At 62.1% G+C, this 17,474-nt stretch carries 19 protein-coding genes and 2 tRNA genes; 16 read left to right on the top strand and 5 right to left on the bottom strand.

From position 1 onward, the window contains the following. The 12 genes from BN1800_RS16760 to BN1800_RS16705 all read left to right on the top strand — a co-directional run. Window positions 1-829: AAA family ATPase (locus tag BN1800_RS16760; protein ID WP_086999509.1), on the top strand; the 829-nt coding region annotated here is incomplete at its 5' end. Between the two features lie 10 nt (window positions 830-839). After that, on the top strand, window positions 840-1,781 hold the full coding sequence (locus BN1800_RS16755; protein ID WP_086999507.1) for a DUF58 domain-containing protein: 942 nt from the start codon (window positions 840-842) through the stop codon (window positions 1,779-1,781). After that, the gene (locus tag BN1800_RS16750) at window positions 1,781-2,302 is read left to right on the top strand and encodes a DUF4381 domain-containing protein (protein ID WP_086999505.1); all 522 of its coding nucleotides are present in this window, start codon (window positions 1,781-1,783) and stop codon (window positions 2,300-2,302) included. The genes BN1800_RS16755 and BN1800_RS16750 overlap by 1 nt, the downstream gene beginning before the upstream one ends. Further along, entirely contained in the window at window positions 2,289-3,278 is a 990-nt protein-coding gene (locus tag BN1800_RS16745; protein ID WP_086999503.1) for a vWA domain-containing protein, read from the top strand. The genes BN1800_RS16750 and BN1800_RS16745 overlap by 14 nt, the downstream gene beginning before the upstream one ends. Next, window positions 3,275-4,828, top strand: coding sequence for a VWA domain-containing protein (locus BN1800_RS16740; RefSeq protein WP_086999501.1), 1,554 nt, complete (start codon window positions 3,275-3,277; stop codon window positions 4,826-4,828). Before BN1800_RS16745 ends, BN1800_RS16740 begins: the two co-directional genes overlap by 4 nt. Further along, window positions 4,825-6,147, top strand: a complete 1,323-nt coding sequence (locus BN1800_RS16735) for a BatD family protein (RefSeq protein ID WP_086999499.1) — start codon at window positions 4,825-4,827, stop codon at window positions 6,145-6,147. Before BN1800_RS16740 ends, BN1800_RS16735 begins: the two co-directional genes overlap by 4 nt. A gap of 58 nt (window positions 6,148-6,205) precedes the next feature. Next, window positions 6,206-7,168, top strand: a complete 963-nt coding sequence (locus BN1800_RS16730; RefSeq protein ID WP_086999497.1) for a formylglycine-generating enzyme family protein — start codon at window positions 6,206-6,208, stop codon at window positions 7,166-7,168. Window positions 7,169-7,170: 2 nt separating this feature from the next. After that, the gene (locus tag BN1800_RS16725; RefSeq protein WP_086999495.1) at window positions 7,171-8,196 is read left to right on the top strand and encodes an HAD family hydrolase; all 1,026 of its coding nucleotides are present in this window, start codon (window positions 7,171-7,173) and stop codon (window positions 8,194-8,196) included. Between the two features lie 16 nt (window positions 8,197-8,212). Beyond that, the gene (locus tag BN1800_RS16720) at window positions 8,213-8,824 is read left to right on the top strand and encodes a hypothetical protein (protein ID WP_244564532.1); all 612 of its coding nucleotides are present in this window, start codon (window positions 8,213-8,215) and stop codon (window positions 8,822-8,824) included. 1 nt (window position 8,825) lies between these two features. Then, window positions 8,826-9,974: a hypothetical protein gene (locus tag BN1800_RS16715; RefSeq protein WP_244564531.1), complete on the top strand. Its 1,149-nt coding sequence runs from the start codon at window positions 8,826-8,828 to the stop codon at window positions 9,972-9,974. Window positions 9,975-10,117: 143 nt separating this feature from the next. Then, the gene (locus BN1800_RS16710; protein WP_086999493.1) at window positions 10,118-11,632 is read left to right on the top strand and encodes a DUF1254 domain-containing protein; all 1,515 of its coding nucleotides are present in this window, start codon (window positions 10,118-10,120) and stop codon (window positions 11,630-11,632) included. Window positions 11,633-11,726: 94 nt separating this feature from the next. Then, entirely contained in the window at window positions 11,727-12,746 is a 1,020-nt protein-coding gene (locus BN1800_RS16705; RefSeq protein WP_086999524.1) for a DUF1214 domain-containing protein, read from the top strand. Window positions 12,747-12,995: 249 nt separating this feature from the next. Here BN1800_RS16705 and BN1800_RS16700 read toward each other — a convergent pair whose 3' ends face one another. After that, window positions 12,996-13,295, bottom strand: coding sequence for a nucleotidyltransferase domain-containing protein (locus BN1800_RS16700; RefSeq protein WP_244564530.1), 300 nt, complete (start codon window positions 13,293-13,295; stop codon window positions 12,996-12,998). Window positions 13,296-14,260: 965 nt separating this feature from the next. Between BN1800_RS16700 and BN1800_RS43920 the strand changes: the two genes are divergently transcribed. Beyond that, entirely contained in the window at window positions 14,261-14,494 is a 234-nt protein-coding gene (locus tag BN1800_RS43920; protein ID WP_086999491.1) for a helix-turn-helix transcriptional regulator, read from the top strand. A gap of 86 nt (window positions 14,495-14,580) precedes the next feature. Here BN1800_RS43920 and BN1800_RS16690 read toward each other — a convergent pair. Beyond that, window positions 14,581-14,657: transfer RNA gene (locus BN1800_RS16690), tRNA-Arg, on the bottom strand. A 47-nt stretch (window positions 14,658-14,704) separates the two neighbouring features. Beyond that, complete coding sequence (locus BN1800_RS16685; RefSeq protein WP_027509374.1) at window positions 14,705-15,010, bottom strand: ETC complex I subunit; 306 nt, start codon at window positions 15,008-15,010, stop codon at window positions 14,705-14,707. 243 nt (window positions 15,011-15,253) lie between these two features. Here BN1800_RS16685 and BN1800_RS16680 point away from each other — a divergent pair. Both BN1800_RS16680 and BN1800_RS16675 read left to right on the top strand, forming a co-directional pair. Continuing rightward, window positions 15,254-15,330: transfer RNA gene (locus BN1800_RS16680), tRNA-Pro, on the top strand. Window positions 15,331-15,385: 55 nt separating this feature from the next. Further along, the gene (locus BN1800_RS16675; protein ID WP_086999489.1) at window positions 15,386-15,583 is read left to right on the top strand and encodes a hypothetical protein; all 198 of its coding nucleotides are present in this window, start codon (window positions 15,386-15,388) and stop codon (window positions 15,581-15,583) included. 38 nt (window positions 15,584-15,621) lie between these two features. Here BN1800_RS16675 and BN1800_RS16670 read toward each other — a convergent pair whose 3' ends face one another. Both BN1800_RS16670 and BN1800_RS16665 read right to left on the bottom strand, forming a co-directional pair. Beyond that, window positions 15,622-16,095 carry a DUF192 domain-containing protein gene (locus tag BN1800_RS16670; RefSeq protein ID WP_375714122.1) on the bottom strand — a complete coding sequence of 158 codons (474 nt, stop codon included), beginning with the start codon at window positions 16,093-16,095 and terminating at the stop codon, window positions 15,622-15,624. 11 nt (window positions 16,096-16,106) lie between these two features. Then, on the bottom strand, window positions 16,107-16,685 hold the full coding sequence (locus BN1800_RS16665) for a cold-shock protein (protein ID WP_027509372.1): 579 nt from the start codon (window positions 16,683-16,685) through the stop codon (window positions 16,107-16,109). 195 nt (window positions 16,686-16,880) lie between these two features. Here BN1800_RS16665 and BN1800_RS16660 point away from each other — a divergent pair, with 195 nt between their 5' ends. Next, window positions 16,881-17,321 (top strand): VOC family protein, encoded by a 441-nt coding sequence (locus BN1800_RS16660; protein WP_027509371.1) that lies wholly within the window; start codon window positions 16,881-16,883, stop codon window positions 17,319-17,321. Window positions 17,322-17,474: the final 153 nt, after the last annotated feature.

Raw genomic sequence — 17,474 nt, 5'->3', positions numbered from 1 at the left:
GGCGATCAAGAGCCTGGCGAAAAATCTCGACTCAGAGCTTTCACGCGTTCAGTTCACGCCCGACCTGCTGCCTGCGGATATCACTGGTTCCGAGATCTACTTTAGCGAGGGCGGAAAGGGCGAATTCAAGTTCCAGCAGGGACCGATCTTCGCCAACTTGATCCTTGCCGACGAAATCAACCGCGCGCCCGCCAAGGTACAGTCCGCACTCCTTGAAGCCATGGAGGAACGCCAGGTCACGGTCGGTGGCAAGAGCTATCCGCTGCCGCCACTCTTCATGGTGATGGCGACGCAAAATCCCATCGAGCAGGAAGGAACCTACCCTCTTCCGGAGGCCCAGCTCGACCGTTTCCTGATGCATGTCGAGGTCGGTTATCCCGACGAGACCTCGGAGGCAGCCATCATGCGGCTCAACCGCGACGAGGAAAACGAGGCGCATGGCGGCACGAAGTCGCTATCGCAGGAGAAGCTGAATCCTCAGGCAGTCTTCGACGCCCGCAAGGAAATAGGAACCGTCACCGTTTCCGAACCCGTCGAGAAGTACATGGTGGCACTCGTATTCGCCACGCGCTATCCCGCTCGCTACGACAAGGACCTCGCGCGGTTGCTGCAGGTTGGGGTCAGTCCCCGCGGCGTGATCGGGCTCGACAAGGTTTCGCGATCCTACGCCTGGCTGAAGGGCCGCGACTACGTCACGCCGGACGACGTGAAGGCCATCGTCAACGACGTCTTCCGCCACCGGCTGATCCTTTCCTATGAAGCGCACGCGGCGAACACGACGTCGGACCAGGTGATCGACCGGATCACTGAACTCGTCGCCGTATCGTGAAGGAGGATCCATGCCCGCGGGAAACGGCGTCTATGTTTCGACAGAACAGCTCGTTGCTCTCGAGGTAAGAGCCCGAGACCTGAGCTTCGTCCAGAAGGCACGCAGCCACCAGCAGCTTGCCGGCCGCATGACTTCGGCCATGCGGGGCCGTGGGCTGACTTTCGAGGAGCTTCGCAACTATCTGCCGGGCGACGACATCCGGTCCATCGACTGGCGTGTCACGGCGCGAACCACGAAGCCGGTCGTCCGCGTCTATTCCGAAGAGAAGGAACGCCCAGCGCTGGTTATCGTCGACCAACGCATCAACATGTTCTTCGGCAGCAGGCGATCGATGAAATCGGTGACAGCGGCGGAAGCCGCAATACTCTGCGCCTGGCGGATTCTTGGCTCCGGCGACCGCGTCGGCGGCTTCGTATTCGGCGATGGCGAGATCACCGAGGTGAAGCCGCATCGCAGTCGCAACGCCGTGATCGCCTTCGCGGACCGGATCGCCGAAAAGAACAAGGCACTGAGAGCCGATGCGGCCTCGGCGGCGGCGTCCGGACAGCTCGACGCCGTGCTCGAAACCGTCTCAAATATGGCGCATCATGACCATCTCGTGGTGGTGATCTCCGACTTCGACGGGCATACGGCGCGGACCCGAGACCTTCTCCTGCGCCTCTCCTCCCGGAACGACGTCGTCTGCATTCTCGTCTACGATCCCTTCCTGCTGGAGCTGCCGGCCTCCGGCGATATCGTCGTCAGCGGCGGCGGCCCGCAGGCGGAGCTGGCTCTGCGCACGGCAAGCGTCCGAACCTCGATAGACGCCTTCGCGCGGAACCGCGGACGGGAACTTCGTGCATGGCAGAGCGAACTTGGTCTTCCCATGCTTCCGATTTCGGCCGCCGAAGAGAGCGCGCCCCAGCTCCGGCGCCTGCTGGAGCAGTCCGCCTGGCGGCGGAGGAGGCGCTGATGGAACCGACGGCGAAACCCGATCCGACGACGGAGACGGCGCTACGATCCTTGCACGACATCGCGACGCCCGAGCCGGTTTCCTGGATGCCACAGACCTGGGGATGGGGCGTTCTTGCGGGTGCCTTGTTCGTCATGCTGGCTCTCGCCGGCGTTCGGTTGATGTTGCGGTATCGTGCGAACGCCTATCGACGAGAGGCTCTTTCACTTCTCAGGGGAATCGAGGAGCAGCTTCGAAATCCTGCGAGCCGCCGGGATGGCATTCGAAACCTTGGAGAAGTCCTGAAGCGCACGGCGCTGGCAGCATGGCCTCGTGCAGAAGTCGCCTCGCTTTCTGGCGACAACTGGGTCCGCTTCCTCCACGAGCATGAGGGCGCCGCCGCCGGGGACGCGCTCGCGCGACTTCTGGACGACTTCGAATATCATGGGGCGGAAGTCGTCGCCGACCTGCCTTCGAACGTCTGCGGCGATCTGGTGGTCGCCGCGCGAAACTGGATCGAGCGGCATCATGTACCAGCTTGATCTTCCCTGGCTTCTGCTGGCGCTCCCCATTCCGCTGCTGGTCTGGTGGCTGCTTCCGGCGCGCCGGGAGACTTCTGCCTCGATCAGGCTGCCGTTCTTCGCACAAGTCGCACAGGCAGCCGGCGTACGACCGACGGAGGGTTCGGTGATCGCCCGAAGGACATGGCCCCAGCTCCTGAGCGAGACGCTCGCTTGGTGCCTCGTCGTGCTGGCGCTCGCCCGTCCGCAGTTCGTCGAGCCGCCGATCGAGAAGGTCGAACCCCAGCGCGACATCCTGTTGGCGCTCGACCTGTCGCAGTCGATGGACGCGAAGGATTTTCCGAACGCCGACGGAAAGCCGCTCGCCCGTGTCGAAGCCGTCAAGCAGGTCGTGGCAAACTTCGTCAGCAAGAGGCCCGGCGACCGGATCGGCCTCGTCGCCTTCGGAGACGCGCCCTATCCGCTCGCGCCCTTCACCATGGATCACGCGCTGGTCGAGACGATGATCGCGGAGGCCGTGCCGGGTATGGCGGGGCCGCGCACCTCGCTCGGAGACGCGCTCGGGCTTGCCATCAGGATGTTCGAGAAGACGACCGTGCCGGAAAAGGTGCTCATCGTTCTGACCGACGGCAACGATACCGCGAGCCGGATGCCACCTCTTAAAGCCGCCGAGATCGCGAAGACCAAGGGCGTCGTCGTCCACACCGTCGGCATCGGCGACCCGGCGGCGACTGGCGAAGACAAGCTCGACACGGCGACGCTGCAGAAGATCGCGGCGGGCACGGGCGGCCGCTACTTCTTCGGCGGCGACCAGGCGCAGCTCGCATCGATTTACCAAGTGCTCGACCAGATCACGCCGGAGGATCAGAAGACCCTGTCCTGGCGGCCCCGCGTCGAGCTGTTCCAATGGCCGTTGCTGGCCGCCGTGCTGGTGCTCTCCGGATACCACGCGCTCGCTGGCGCGGTCGGGGTCATGCGCCGGAGGGCCGCCGCATGATCGCAGACTTCCATTTCATCCGCCCACGGCTTCTCGTCCTGCTGCTGCTGCCGGTCCTGATCCTCTGGCTGGCCTCCCGCTCGGGCGACGTCCGGTCGCAATGGAAGGGCATGATCGCGCCACACCTGCTCGACAGCCTAGTGGTTGTGGGGTCGCCAGGCTCGAAGCTCAGGCCGTCTTGGCTGCTGGCGGGTATCCTCGTCGCCGGGATTGTTGGCGCGGCGGGGCCGACATGGCAGCGCGAGCCGCCGCCCTTCGTCGAGGACGCCGCGCCTCTGGTCATCGCGGTCGATCTGTCGCAGACGATGGACGCCATTGACGTGACCCCGTCGCGGATCGAGCGCGCCAAGCTGAAGATCAAGGACGTGATCGATACGAGGCAAGGTGCTCGGACTGCGATCGTCGCCTATGCGGGGAGCGCCCATCTGGTACTGCCGCCGACAGAGGACGCCGCCTTGCTCGAAAGCTACTCCGACGCTCTGGCGACGCGGCTCATGCCGAGGCCTGGCAAGGATACGGCGGCCGCCCTGGAACTGGCGGACAACCTGCTCGAAAAGGAAAGGACGACGGGCACGATCCTGCTGCTGACCGACGGGGTCGAGGAAGCGGCCTCGAAGGCGATCGAATCCAATTCGAACGGCATCGTCATCCTTGGCGTCGGCACGTCGGCCGGCGGTCCGGTCAAGACGCCCGATGGCGGATTCGCTTCCGACCCTTCCGGATCACGCGTGTTCTCGAAGCTCGACCTAGCCAAGCTGGAGGAAATCGGAAAGGAGACCGGAGCCGACGTCGCGACTGTGACCGATGACGACACGGACGTGCGGTGGATAGCGCAGCGAGTGCGCTCGAACTTCGCCCAGAAGCAGGCCAAGGAAGGCGACCGCTGGCGCGACCTGGGCTGGTGGCTGGTCGTGCCGTTGTCGATCGCCATGGCCTTCTCCTTCCGCAGCGGGTGGGTGGTTCGAACCAGCGTCCTGCTGCTGGCGGTCCATCTGTACTTGCCAGGCAGCGCGCGCGCCGGGGGGCTTGCGGACATGTGGCTGACCCACGACCAGCAGGGTCGCATCGCGTTCGAACGAGGCGACTTTGACGCTGCGGCCGGCCGTTTCGCCGATCCGATGTGGAGGGGCGTTGCCCTCTATCGAGCCGGCAAGTTTCAGGAGGCGGTCGACGCTTTCGCCTCCGTCGATACCGCCGAGAGCTGGTACGACCAGGGCAACGCCCTTCTTCATCTCGGAAAATTCGACGAGGCCGTCGCCGCCTACGGCAAGGCGCTTGAGAAGCGGAAGGACTGGGCGGAAGCGATTGCGAACCTCGCCATCGCGCAGCAACTCCTCAAGGCCCAGAAGGAGAAGCAGGAAGAGCAGCCGGAGCAACCGAGCGAAAATCCCGACAGCGTGCAATTCGACGACAAGGGCAAAGAGGGCAAGGAGGGAATGATAAACATCGCCGAGCAGACCTCCGAGATGTGGATCAAGAACATCAAGGTCAGCCCGGCCGACCTGATGGCCCGCAAATTCTCGATCGAGGCCGGGAGGAAGTCGCAATGAGATTGCTCGCCGTCTTGATCGGCCTCCTTGCGTGCGGGCCGGGCTTCGCCGCCGAACCGTTCGGGCGTGCGTCGATCGGAAGCGCCGAAGGGATCGTTCCCGGCCAGCAGGTGCACGTCGTCGTCGACGTGTTCGCGCCGGAATTCTTCACGTCGCCGCCGCAGTTTCCGCTCTTCGACGTGCCGGATGCGCTTGTTACGCTGTCCGGCGACCGCGCTCAGAACCTGGTTCAGACGATCGACGGCGTGCAGTATTCCGGGATCCGTAGAAGCTACGCGGTCGTTCCGGAAAAGGCGGGATCCTTCCCGCTTCCAGTGATCGAGATCGATCTCGGCTACTCGTCCAATGGCAGTCCGGTGAAGGCGATGGTGAATGTCGCCCTTCCCTCCTTCGACGTCGGCCCTTCTTCCCACCAGTCCGCCACGCCCTTCGCCGCCCGCGGCCTGACGATGACACAGTCCTTCGACAGGGATCCGGCGAGCCTGAAGGCGGGCGACGCTCTGGTGAGGACGATCGTCGTCTTTGCCGAGGACACGCAGGCGATGCTGATACCGCCGGTCGAGGTTGGAACGACGGCGGGGGTGGCGCGGTACGAAAGGCCGGCGGCACTTGCAGACGGCGTCGAGCAGCGGGGGATCGGCCGCACCGTCGAAACTGGGAGCACGCGCACCGAGACGGTCGTCTACACGGCCTCCAGCGCGGGACGCTTTCCGCTTCCTGCGATTTCGTATCCGTGGTTCGACCTGGACGGGCACGTCCTGTCGGCCGCGACCCTCCCCGCCACGGACGTCGTAGTCGCGCAGGCCGCGGCGACCGAACGCATCCAGCCAGCGCTTCAAGGTGACGTGGATGGGCCTGCGAGCCGCACGTGGAGAGGCTGGCTTTTGGTCCTCTTGCTGTGCGCCATCGACTTGGCGGTCGCCGCTTTCGCCCGGCGGCGACTACCAGCCATCCGCACCTGGGTGACGCGTGTGCGCGCGCGGCGCCGGAATTCTCCGCGGCGCAGGCTGGGCCGGATGCGAACGGTCATTGGAGTAGGTGACGACCTCGCGGTCTACCGAGCGCTTCAGGACTGGAGCCGCAATCTGGGATATCGGACAGCTTCGGAGTGGGTGGAAGCGCAGGCCTGTCCGCGGCTCTCGGCCCAAGTCGCCATCCTCGAGCGGCGGCTCTTCAGGTCGCGCGACATGCAGTTGGACCGGGCGGCGCTGAAGTCGGCGATCGCCTTGCCGACGGCCGATCGTCGGCCACGGAAGCGCGCCTTGCCCGACCTCAATCCGACGGCTGAAGTCTCATTGTTACGCCTATTGTTACGGTAACAAGCTTCCCTCGCGGCACGCGGGAGCTAAGCTCGGCCCACCAGTTCTGGAGGCAGCGATGGCTTTGGCATTCGAGGACACGACCGCAGTCCGGCAGGACGGCTTGATCTGGATTCCCGGCCGCACGTTCGCGATGGGATCCGACAGCCATTATCCCGAAGAGGCTCCTGTCCATCCCGTGACAGTCGACGGCTACTGGATGGCCGAAACGCCGGTCACCAACAGGCAGTTCAAGGAGTTCGTGGAGGCGACCGGGCACGTCACCATTGCGGAGAAGACGCCCGATCCCAAGGACTATCCAGGCGCACAGCCGGAGATGCTGAGGGCCGGCTCTCTCGTCTTCACGCAGCCGAAGTCGGTCGACGGCCCGGACATCTCGCAATGGTGGACGTTCAAGTTCGGCGCGACGTGGCGGCGGCCGCTCGGCGGCCTGAGCGATCTGCGCGGCAAGCTGGACCATCCGGTCGTGCACGTCGCCTACGCCGACGCTCTGGCCTATGCGAAGTGGGCGGGCATGGACCTGCCGACCGAGGCGGAATGGGAGCTGGCCGCCCGAGGCGGCTTGGACGACGCCGAGTTCGCCTGGGGCGACGAGCTTGCGCCCGGAGGCGTCGCGATGGCCAACACGTGGAGCGGCACGTTCCCGACGCACTCGACAAAACCGAAGGGGCAGCAACGAACCTCGGCCGTCCGATCCTTTCCCTCCAACGGCTACGGCCTCTACGACATGATCGGCAATGTCTGGGAGTGGACGAGCGACTACTGGTCGATGCGTCATCCGGAACCGGCGAAGCACTCGTGCTGCATCCCGAGCAATCCGCGCGGCAGCGACGTCGAAGCGAGCTACGACCCCCGCCGGCCCGCGATCCGAATCGCTCGGCGCGTGCTGAAGGGCGGATCGCATCTCTGCGCCCCGAACTACTGCCGGCGCTATCGCCCCGCCGCGCGCCATGCGGAAGCCGAGGACACCTCCACCAGCCATGTCGGCTTCCGATGCGTCCGGCGCTCCAAAGGAGAATGATGATGAGAACAAGAATCCCGCGTCTGCAGGCATCTGAGGCCCTGCTTGCGTCTCTCGTGGTCGCCTTGCTTCTGATCGCCGGTGGTGCGATCTCGGCGACCGGCGCGCAGGAGGTCCTTTCATCTTGGAACGACACCGCCGCGAAGACGCGGATCATGGACTTCGTGAAGGCCACGACGACTGCGGGCGGCGAAGGATACGTCGCACCGGAAGACCGGATCGCCGTCTTCGACAACGACGGCACGCTCTGGTCGGAGCAGCCGATCTACTTCCAGTTCGCCTTCATGCTGGACCGGGTGAAGACGCTCGCTCCCCAGAACCCGGAATGGAAGGAAAAGGAGCCGTTCAAGTCGGTTCTCGCAGGCGATCCCTCGGGCGTCGTCGAAGGCGGTGAGAAGGGCGTCGTCGATCTCGCCATGACGACGCATGCGGGCATGACCACCGATGAGTTCTCGAAGATCGTCACCGACTGGTTTGCGAGCGCCAGGCATCCGAAGACCGGAAAGCCCTACGACGAGATGACTTATCTGCCGATGCGGGAGCTCCTCGACTATCTGCGCGCGAATGGCTTCAAGACCTACATCGTCTCCGGCGGCGGCGTGGAGTTCATGCGGCCGATGGCCGGGAAGATGTATGGCATCCCTCCGGAACAGGTGGTCGGCAGCATGATCACGACGGAATACGCCGTCGTCGGCGACGTTCCCGTCCTCAAGCGGCTCCCTAAGATCGACTTCGTCGACGACGGCCCCGGCAAACCGGCCGGCATCAACAAGTTCATCGGGCGCCGGCCGATCTTCGCCGCCGGCAATTCCGACGGCGATTACGAGATGCTGCGCTGGGTCACCGCCGCTAAGCCGCCCCGCTTCGCGATGATCGTCCATCATACCGACGCCGATCGCGAGGTCGCCTATGATCGGAAAAGCGAGATCGGCAAGCTCGACAAGGCTCTCGACGAGGCGGAGCGCCGCAACTGGCTGGTCGTCGATATGAAGGCGGATTGGAGACAAGTCTTCGCATTCGAAAAATAGGCGGAAGGATATCCGTATGAAGTGGATCGCCGGGCTGGCGATATGGGAGGCGGCCACACGGACCCGGATCGATGGCGTTGTCGCGGTGATCCCAAGGATTCCCGGCGAGGTTCTGGCCGCTGCTGCACGCACCAGGGCGGACGCCTTGTCCAACGGAAAGCTGCCGGTGTTCGTAGTCTTCCTCGGGCTGATGGCGATCGGGCTTTTCGCCGAGCGGATGTTCGCGCAGTCGAGACGACGCGCGGAGGGATTGCAGGAACGCCTGCTGGCGATCGGCGTGTTCACCGCGGCCATGGGCGCCGTCTTCTTCGCATTCGGCTGGCGCGCCCTTCCACGCATCGTCCTCCTCGTGTCGCTGCTGGCACTCGTGGCCTACCGAACGATCGCCGCGCTTCTCGATGCGGCGGTGCTGACGTCCTCCGTGCGCATGCGGGCTGAGGTCTTCGCCGCAGTCGCGGTGATCGCGGTCGCCGCCGCGAGCCTTGGTAGGCCGTTGTCGGTCGATCCGGCGACGACCCAGGCGATCTCGTTCTGCTTTTCGGTCGGCGACGACGACAGGGACGGCGCCGCGGCGGCCGCTGCCGCGATCCGAACGCAACAGGCCAAGGCGGTGGCGGCGGAGGGTTAGCATGACTGGTCTCGCGACCGAGGACGACCGCCTCCGGATCATGCATGGCGGGCCGTTCTATGAGCTGATGGCGCGGCTTGGCATGAGAAAGCGCGGACGGCGGGCTTTCGTTCTTGCATCCATTTGCTGGATGGTTCCAATCTTCATTTTGCTGGCGACGCGTGGCGGACCCGGCGCCGTTCCCTTCTTGCACGACTGGGGGGCATGGGCGAAGTTCCTGATCGCTCCCGCCCTGCTGACGCTCGCGGAAAAGCCCATCAGCTTCGCTATCGACGAATGCCTCGCCATGCTGTTCCGGGTGCCGCTGGTGACATCCCAGTCGACCCCTGATGCCAGACGCGCGCTTCGAGACGCTAAGGCGAGGACGGCGGCTGCCTTTCCGGAGCTTGTCTGCCTGCTCCTCGCCGTGACGGCGTCGGCCATCAACACCGCCAACTTCCTCGGCGGCGGCGCTCCGGCGTGGGCGGCCTACGATGGCGGTCTTTCGCTATCGGGATCATGGTGCCTGGCAGTCGGAAACACGATCTATTGGTTCCTGCTGACGCGCCTGATCTGGAAGCACATCGTCTGGTCGCGATTCCTGTCAAAGGTCGCGAGGTGCCATCTTCGTCTTGTCGTGACGCATCCGGATGGACACGGCGGGCTGGGGTTCATCGGGCTCTACCCGACCGGGTACGGTCTGTTCACCCTCGCCACGAGCTTTGCGGTCGCTGCCGGCGTCGGCCATATTTTGCAGCGCCAGACCGTGACGCCCGGACTATTCATGGCCGTCTGCGCCGTGTGGCTTGTCGTGGTCGCCATCTACTTTGCGCTTCCGCTCGTGCCCGTCGCTTCGCAGGTGTCGCGCCTGAAACGAAAGGCCATCCTGCTTTCATTGAAGAAGGTGACGGATTTCGAACGAGCGGGCGAGCGCAAAACCCTTGGGGAGAACGCGTTCGAAGACCAGGAAGAGATACAGGCCGGAGCAGGCGAATTCCATGATGTGAAGCCCATCTATCTCGCCTCGATGAAGATGTCGCCGCTGCTGCTCAACAAGAAGAACATCCTGCCGGTGCTCGCGCCCGCCCTGCTCCCGCTGCTCGTGGTCGGAGCTTTCTACCTGCCATACTCGGAGCTGGGGCCGATCGTGAAGCGGCTGCTCCTGCTTTGAGGGGCCGGGGCGGTGCATTGTTACTGTTGCTGTTACAGTAACGAACCTTCCTTCCGTTCCTCCTGAATGCAACGGTGCATCGGCATAAACCTGGAGCACGACATGCTGTCAATCTCCGCCGCTAGTCAGGACCCAATCAGTTGATGCAATTCCGTCCAATCCGAGCACTGGCACTTTTGTGGCTGATCTCCGCCACCTCCGCCGTCGCGCAGGGACAGGCGGCGCCGAAGTTCAAGGCCGAGGTGCCGAAGAGCATCCAGACGCCCGACACTGTCGACACCAGGATCGGAACACTGAAATTCTCCGATGGACTTCCCGACCAGCAGACCGTCCAGAAGGTCTACGACAACATCGATTTCTCCAGAGGCGTCGAAGCCTTCCTCTCGGCGATGCCGGCCGCCTCGGTCTACGCCTTGTGCAAAGGCTTGGAGGACGTTGGAGTTTCGAAGAACAAGGGCGTCGGAATAACCGAAGAGCTGATGGACGCGCGCTCGTTGTTCCTGACGGCGAACACGACCACGGTCTACGTCTTCTTCTGCGTCGATCTGACGGACGGTCCGGTGGTCGCGCAGGTGCCTGCGGGAGTCCTCGGCCCTGTCGACGACGCCTATTTCCGATACGTCACCGACGTCGGCTTCATCGGTCCGGACAAGGGCAAGGGCGGCAAATACTTGTTCGTGCCGCCGGGATACTCGGGAGAAGTGCCGTCCGACGGCTATTTCGTCACCAGGTCGCCGACCAACACCAATCTCGTTCTCTACCGTGCGTTCGTGAAGGACGGCAACATCGCTGAGGCGGTGAAAAACGTAAAGGAACACGCACGCGTCCACCCGCTTGCCGCCGACAAGGCGCCGCCGGAAACCACTTTCGTCAATATCTCCGGCAAGAAGTTCAACACCGTCCACGCCAACGACTTTCACTTCTATGAGGAACTGGACAGCGTCGTTCAATCGGAGCCCGGCGACGCCTTCGATCCGGAGATCGTCGGCCTTCTCTCCGCCATCGGGATCAAGAAGGGCAAGCCGTTCGCCCCCGATGCACGTATGAAGTCCATTCTCACCGACGCTGTTGCCGTCGGCAATGCCACGGCCCGCTCGATGGTGTTCGCGCCTCGGGACGAACGGGCCAAGTTCTATCCCGACCGTCAATGGAACAACGGCTTCATTGGAAACAGCTACCAATTCCTCAACGAAGGCGAGCGCATGCTCGACGCCCGAACCATGTTTCACTATGCGGCCACGGGGATCACGCCTGCCATGGCGGATGCCAAGCCCGGCACCGGCTCTGCGTATGCCTTCTCCGCGAGGGATGCCTCCGGGGCCTACCTCGACGGAAGCAAGACGTACAAGATCACGTTGCCGGCGCCTGTTCCCGTCGGACAGTTCTGGTCCTTCACGGTCTACGACAACCAGACCAGGTCCATGCTGGAAACCGATCAGAAGCTTGCGGGAATCGATAGCACGCAGGCGGGCATCAAGAAGAATGAAGATGGCTCCGTGACCGTATGGTTTGCCCCGAAGGCCCCGTCCGGTCACGAGGCGAACTGGGTGCAGACCATTCCAGGCAAGGGCTGGAACTCCCTGCTGCGACTTTACGCGCCTCTTGAACCGTGGTTCGACAAGAGCTGGAAGCCGGGTGACTTCGAGCACATCGATTGAGCTGACGGATGACGCCGCCGATCTCCATACGGATTGCAGGGCGTCGCAGTTGAAGCGAACACGTCGCAATGATTGGAAGGGACTTCCTATGAGCATGAAACGAGCCGCTGCAGCCGCCGTGTTGGGCGTCACCGCGTTCTACGCGCAATCCTATGGCGCCGCGGCTGCCGAGGCCGTCACCGTCGACAATTTCGTCCGCGCGGAAAGCGATCTCTATTTCAGCAACATCGTCAAGGACGGCGGTTTCGGCAAGTTCAACCATCGGCGCGAACCGGCGACAATCGAGAACCAGACCGTCATCCGCCTCAACCGTGACACGCTCTATTCGGCCGCCATCTTCGATCTCGATGCGGGACCGGTCACGGTCACGCTCCCGGACGCGCAGGGACGGTTCATGTCGCTCCTCGCAATCAACGAAGATCATTACGTTCCCGCCGTGTCGTATGGCGGAGCGACGACATTCACGAAGGACCAGGTCGGTACGCGCTATCTGGCCGTCGCCATCCGAACCTTCATCGACCCGGCAGATCCAAAGGACGCCGACCACGTCCACTCTCTCCAGGAGTCGATCAAGATCGATCAGCCGGGAGGGCCAGGCAAATTCGAGGTTCCACGATGGGACCAGGCCGCCCAGAAGAAGGTCCGCGACGCACTGCTGGTTCTCGCCACCACAATGCAGGACTTCAACAAAGCCTTCGGCACGAGAGCCGACGTCGATCCGGTGCGTCACCTGGTAGCGACCGCCGCGGCTTGGGGCGGCAATCCCGACAAGGACGCCACCTACCTCAACATCACGCCTGAAAAGAACGACGGAAACACCTCGTACAAGCTCGTCGTGAAAGATGTGCCGGTTGACGGATTCTGGTCCATCAGCCTGTACAACGCGCAAGGCTACTACGAGAAGAACCCCTATGACGCCTACTCGCTCAACAACGTGACGGCCAAGAAAAGCGCGGACGGATCGGTCGACATCCAGTTCGGTGGATGCGATGGCAAGATCCCTAACTGCCTGCCGACGTCGAAGGGTTGGAACTATACCGTGCGTCTCTATCGTCCACGCGAGGCGGTCCTGGACGGAAGCTGGAAATTCCCAAGTCCAGAGCCATTAAAATAACTAGACCTGACGCAGCGTCGACGCTGCAAAGGACCAAAAGGGCAACGAAGCATCTCCCAGGCGAGATCGCGCGCGTACTGGACTTGTCGACGCCGACGACGAAAGGGAGGCCGTTCTTGGCGAAGGTTCGCTGCTCGACCTGACCACGCCATCGTGAAGAGAGAAGCCCGGCGGTGGCGATATCAGGGAGGATGTGCTGGGAGCGGCGGGCGGCTTCAGGCGTCCGCCGCGACTCGGACGAGTAGCGTCTTATGATCGGTGCCCTACGACCATGATCCTTTCCTCCTTCATGATCGCTCCGATCACCTGGTCGCCTGCGAGGGCTTGCCATTCCGATGGCGTGTGAAGATTGAGGTCGACTGCGCGGCCCAGAACCTTCTGCAGCTTCTCGAGGGTCGGCCCCAGTTCGAAGACGTCAATATCGCCGACGACCATCAGATCGACATCGCTGTCCGGCCGCTCAAACCCGCGCGCGACCGACCCGAAGATAAAGGCCTGCTCGATACTGTCCTTGAAGGGCTGCAACTCCCGCGCGACCACGTCGGTCATGCCGAACGTCTTCATGCAGATCGACCGGAGGTCGGCGTAGCGTACGCTCGATACGCCGCGCAAAGGTCCGTCTTGTAGGATGTCTCCAATGGGGCCGCATCGAAAACCATGCTCGCGGCCGTTTTCAGCCAGTCGTATCGTTGCCAAGGAATTTCGTAGGTTAGCGACCTGACGAAGGATTCGCCGACGACGACCACGCGCGTTAGCGCGCGGTCGGTTCCTGTCGTTGTCAACCACAAACGCGCCGTCCGTAGCCAGAGGATTCAGCCGTGACCTGCCGGCGCCAGCTCTTCATGCTGGCGTCAGCGGCGGGCTTGCCGGCGGAACATGCCGCCAAGATTCGAGCGCGTGCTAAATTCTCCCTTTATGAAGGATTGAACTTTGCGCCTGTCGCATCGCCTGAGGGGCGGGCGATGCACCGGGCATAGGTTTTTCTCTCCGGAAATACGGTTCCGCGCCTCTGGTAGATTATTCCTATAAGTGCACGCTACTCGCAACGCGTGCAATTGTCAAGAAATATATTCACTAGGTGATCTCTGCGCTCACAACATAAGCATTTTTCGTATTCCAAGATTTCGGGCGCGCGCTGCAGCGCACCATTTCGGCCCTACGCCGCATGCTGCATCGCACGTTTCCTACAGCAGACGCCGGCGCAACCACGAGCCAGTTTGTCGATTTCCTTTTTAACGTCGAACGATTTCAAAATACCTTCAAAATCAACTATAGTAAAGGATTCGCACGGCTGCATAATTACATTCGACACAAAGGATTCACTATATTCTCACATCTTTCATTTAATATCCCATTTTTATACTGCAATGCGAAATACATAGAACGATTTTTCTCGATTTATTCTTATAGACTTCCAATCACGCTCATATTATACTTATAGGTGAAAGCAGACGCTGTAGAGAAAGGAGGAAGCGCCAAAACAGTCCGCGGCAAACCTCGGAGAGGAGCAAGCGATGGTCCGAATTATCGATGTCAAGGAAGTCATGCGCCGCACGGGTTTGGGGAGGACCACCATCTGGCGGAACCGGAAGGACAGGGACAGCGATTTCCCCCCGTGTCGAAAGTTGTCGAAGCGGCGCATCGGCTGGCCGGATGCCAGAATCGACCGGTGGATTCTGCGCAACGCCGTCCCCTCATCCACACACAGGCTACGGCGCCGGCGTCTCGTCGGCCGCCGCCGGTGGTGAGGTCGATGCTGATGAGCGCGTTGCCCAGTTTGTTGCCCCGGAAAGGGCGAAGCGGTTGGGCAACGCCCGGAACTGCTTGAAATGATTGGCGACCCCTGCAGGATTCGAACCTGCGACCACCTGCTTAGAAGGCAGGTGCTCTATCCAGCTGAGCTAAGGGGCCATCCGGCGCTACGTCTGGGCAGCGGCAAAGGCGGCATATCTGAGCGCTCAATGCGTCCAGGGCTGTGTGCGCGTATAGCGGAAATTATCAGGATAAGCCACCGTCTGGCGAGCCGGATCCTTCGGCGCGATCACGCGGTATTCGATGCCGTTGCGCTTGGCATAGGCTTCCGCCAGTTCCTGCGTCTCGAAGGTCAGCTTCACCTGCTGGCGCATATCGCCGGAGGACGTGTAGCCCATGATGGGGTCGATCTTGCGCGGCTGCTCCTGATCGAATTCGAGCACCCAAAGATGCGTCTTTGCCTTGCCGGACTGCATGGCGGTCTTTGCGGGACGGTAGATCTTGGCAGACATCAGCTGCAACGCCTCCGGATATGCGGGCCTGACCCGCTGTAACTTAGCCTTCCACCCCGTCTACGGAATGGTCTTCATCGCCTCTATAACGCGAAGAGATGAATTTTGCTTAGCCGCGAATCCCTCCACTTTCAAGAAAAAAGCCGATCGAGGAGAATGCCCGCCAGACAATGCAGTATTGAGAGTGGAAGACGCGAATTAGATATTGCGGGGCCGGGATGAAGCGTGTATTGCCCCCTCTCACGGAGTGTAGCGCAGCCTGGTAGCGCATCTGGTTTGGGACCAGAGGGTCGGGAGTTCGAATCTCTCCACTCCGACCATTTCTTAAAAATATCTGTCTTCGCAGGCGGCCAATGGCCTGCGCAGGAGCCGTAAATGCAAGTCGAAGTACCCTGCCCCAAGTGCGGCAAGACCCGAATGAACTTTCCGCGCCCGCAGCCGCTCGATAGCGACATCATCACCTGCTATCACTGCGACTTCGAACTCGGCACTTACGGCACGATCAAGCGCAAGATGGCGCTGTTCATGGAGCGGCTGATCCAAGCCAAGGCCAAACCGGTGAAAAAACACTAGTTCGCAGAGAACCGGCGGCGGACGCTTCGGCGCACCGCCTACTTTTTCTTCGTCACCGTGGCGCTCACGACCTTGTCGCCGACCGAGATGCCGGATTTCCTGACGACACCGGCATTCAGCTCGACGACGTATTTCACCTCGCCCATCGAATCGATGATCGCCCGAGAATAGGGAACGGCATTTTCCTTGATGTGGCGGATGGTGCCGCCGCTGTCGATGAAGAGCATGTCGAGCGGCAGAATGGTGTTCTCCATCCACATAGTCACCCGCCGTGGCTGGCCGAAGTCGAAGATCATTCCAGCATCCTCGGCCATTTCCTTACGGAACATCAGGCCGTACTGACGCTGATCATCGGTGGCGGCAATCTCCACTGTGAAATTCAGCATCTTGCCGGAGGCCGTCCGGATCACCAGCGGTTCCTTGTCGAAAGGCGGTTGCTGCTGGGCAAAGGCGGAAGCGGCCAGAATGAAAAAAAGCGCCAGGAAGGCGCCTTTGATGGCATGTATGGCCATGCCGCGAGGCATCAGTGCGACCGGCTTGCCGGGCTTGGCATATCCGGATGGATTTCGGCAGCCATCAGCCCCTTGTCGCCATCGCCGTAGCGCACGAGTACGACCTGGCCGGGGCGAAGCTCCGTCAAGCCAAAGCGGCGCAGCGTTTCCATATGCACGAAGATATCTTCCGTCCCCTCGCCGCGCGTCAGGAAGCCGAAGCCTTTCGTCCGGTTGAACCACTTCACCAGCGCGCGCTCAAGACCGCTCGTCGGCGTGACCTGCACGTGCGTGCGCACCGGCGGCAACTGCGACGGATGTACGGCGGTCGACTGGTCCATGGAGAGTATCTTGAAGGCCTGGTAGCCGCGCTCGCGGCGCTGGATCAACGCGACAATCCGCGTGCCCTCGAGGATCGTCTGGTAACCGTCGCGTCGAAGGCAGGTGACGTGCAGCAGGACGTCCTGCATGCCGTTGTCCGGAACGATGAAGCCGAAGCCCTTGGCGACATCGAACCACTTGACGACACCGGTGATTTCAACGAGGTCGACGGCTTCCCCGGACAGGTCGTCAATATCGGTGAATTCCTTCGATGAAATCCTGTCAGCCATGTCGCCAGCCCCTCAATACGCGTCACACTGTTACGGTTAACTGATTCTTGCAATCAAGATTAACATCTTGGTAACGGATAAGCGCAAGTCCTGTTTTCGGTTATTCCCAACTGCTCATTTTAGTCGCATGTCTTGCCCGAAGCTGACCTCCCGCCACATAACGAAGCAGCCCCCATATTTTAGAGAGGAAATAGAATGCGTTATCTCCACACTATGGTCCGCGTGAAGGATCTGGATGCCTCCCTGCATTTCTACGGCACGCTGTTCGGCCTGAAGGAAATCCGCAGATCCGAAAATGAAAGCGGCCGTTTCACGCTGGTTTTCCTCGCCGCAAACGAGGATATCACAAATGCAGAGAAAAATGGCGCCCCCTGCCTCGAACTTACTTACAATTGGGATCCCGAGGAATATACCGGCGGACGCAACTTCGGCCACCTCGCCTACGAGGTCGACGACATCTATGCGACCTGCCGGCATCTGATGGACAACGGAATTACCATCAACCGCCCGCCGCGCGACGGCCGCATGGCCTTCGTGCGCTCGCCGGACGGCATCTCCATCGAAATCCTGCAGAAGAGCGGCAGCCTTCCGGCGGCCGAGCCGTGGCTTTCGATGGGCAATACGGGCGCCTGGTAGACCGAGGCTTTTGCGAGGCTTGCGGCTTTTGCGATTTCGGATCGCAGCGCCCGCTTCGCGCTTGCCGTAAGCCCGCCCCGCAGGCACTCTCCGGCCGACTCGAAGCGGAAGACGACACGGTTGAGCCGTCCTCCGCACCAACGGAGACCGTCG

The sequence above is a fragment of the Rhizobium sullae genome (genome assembly GCF_900169785.1).
GTDB classification, from domain to species: Bacteria; Pseudomonadota; Alphaproteobacteria; order Rhizobiales; family Rhizobiaceae; genus Rhizobium; species Rhizobium sullae.
The sequence above is the reverse complement of the archived record's forward strand: the minus strand, read 5'-3'. Positions and strand labels throughout refer to the sequence as shown.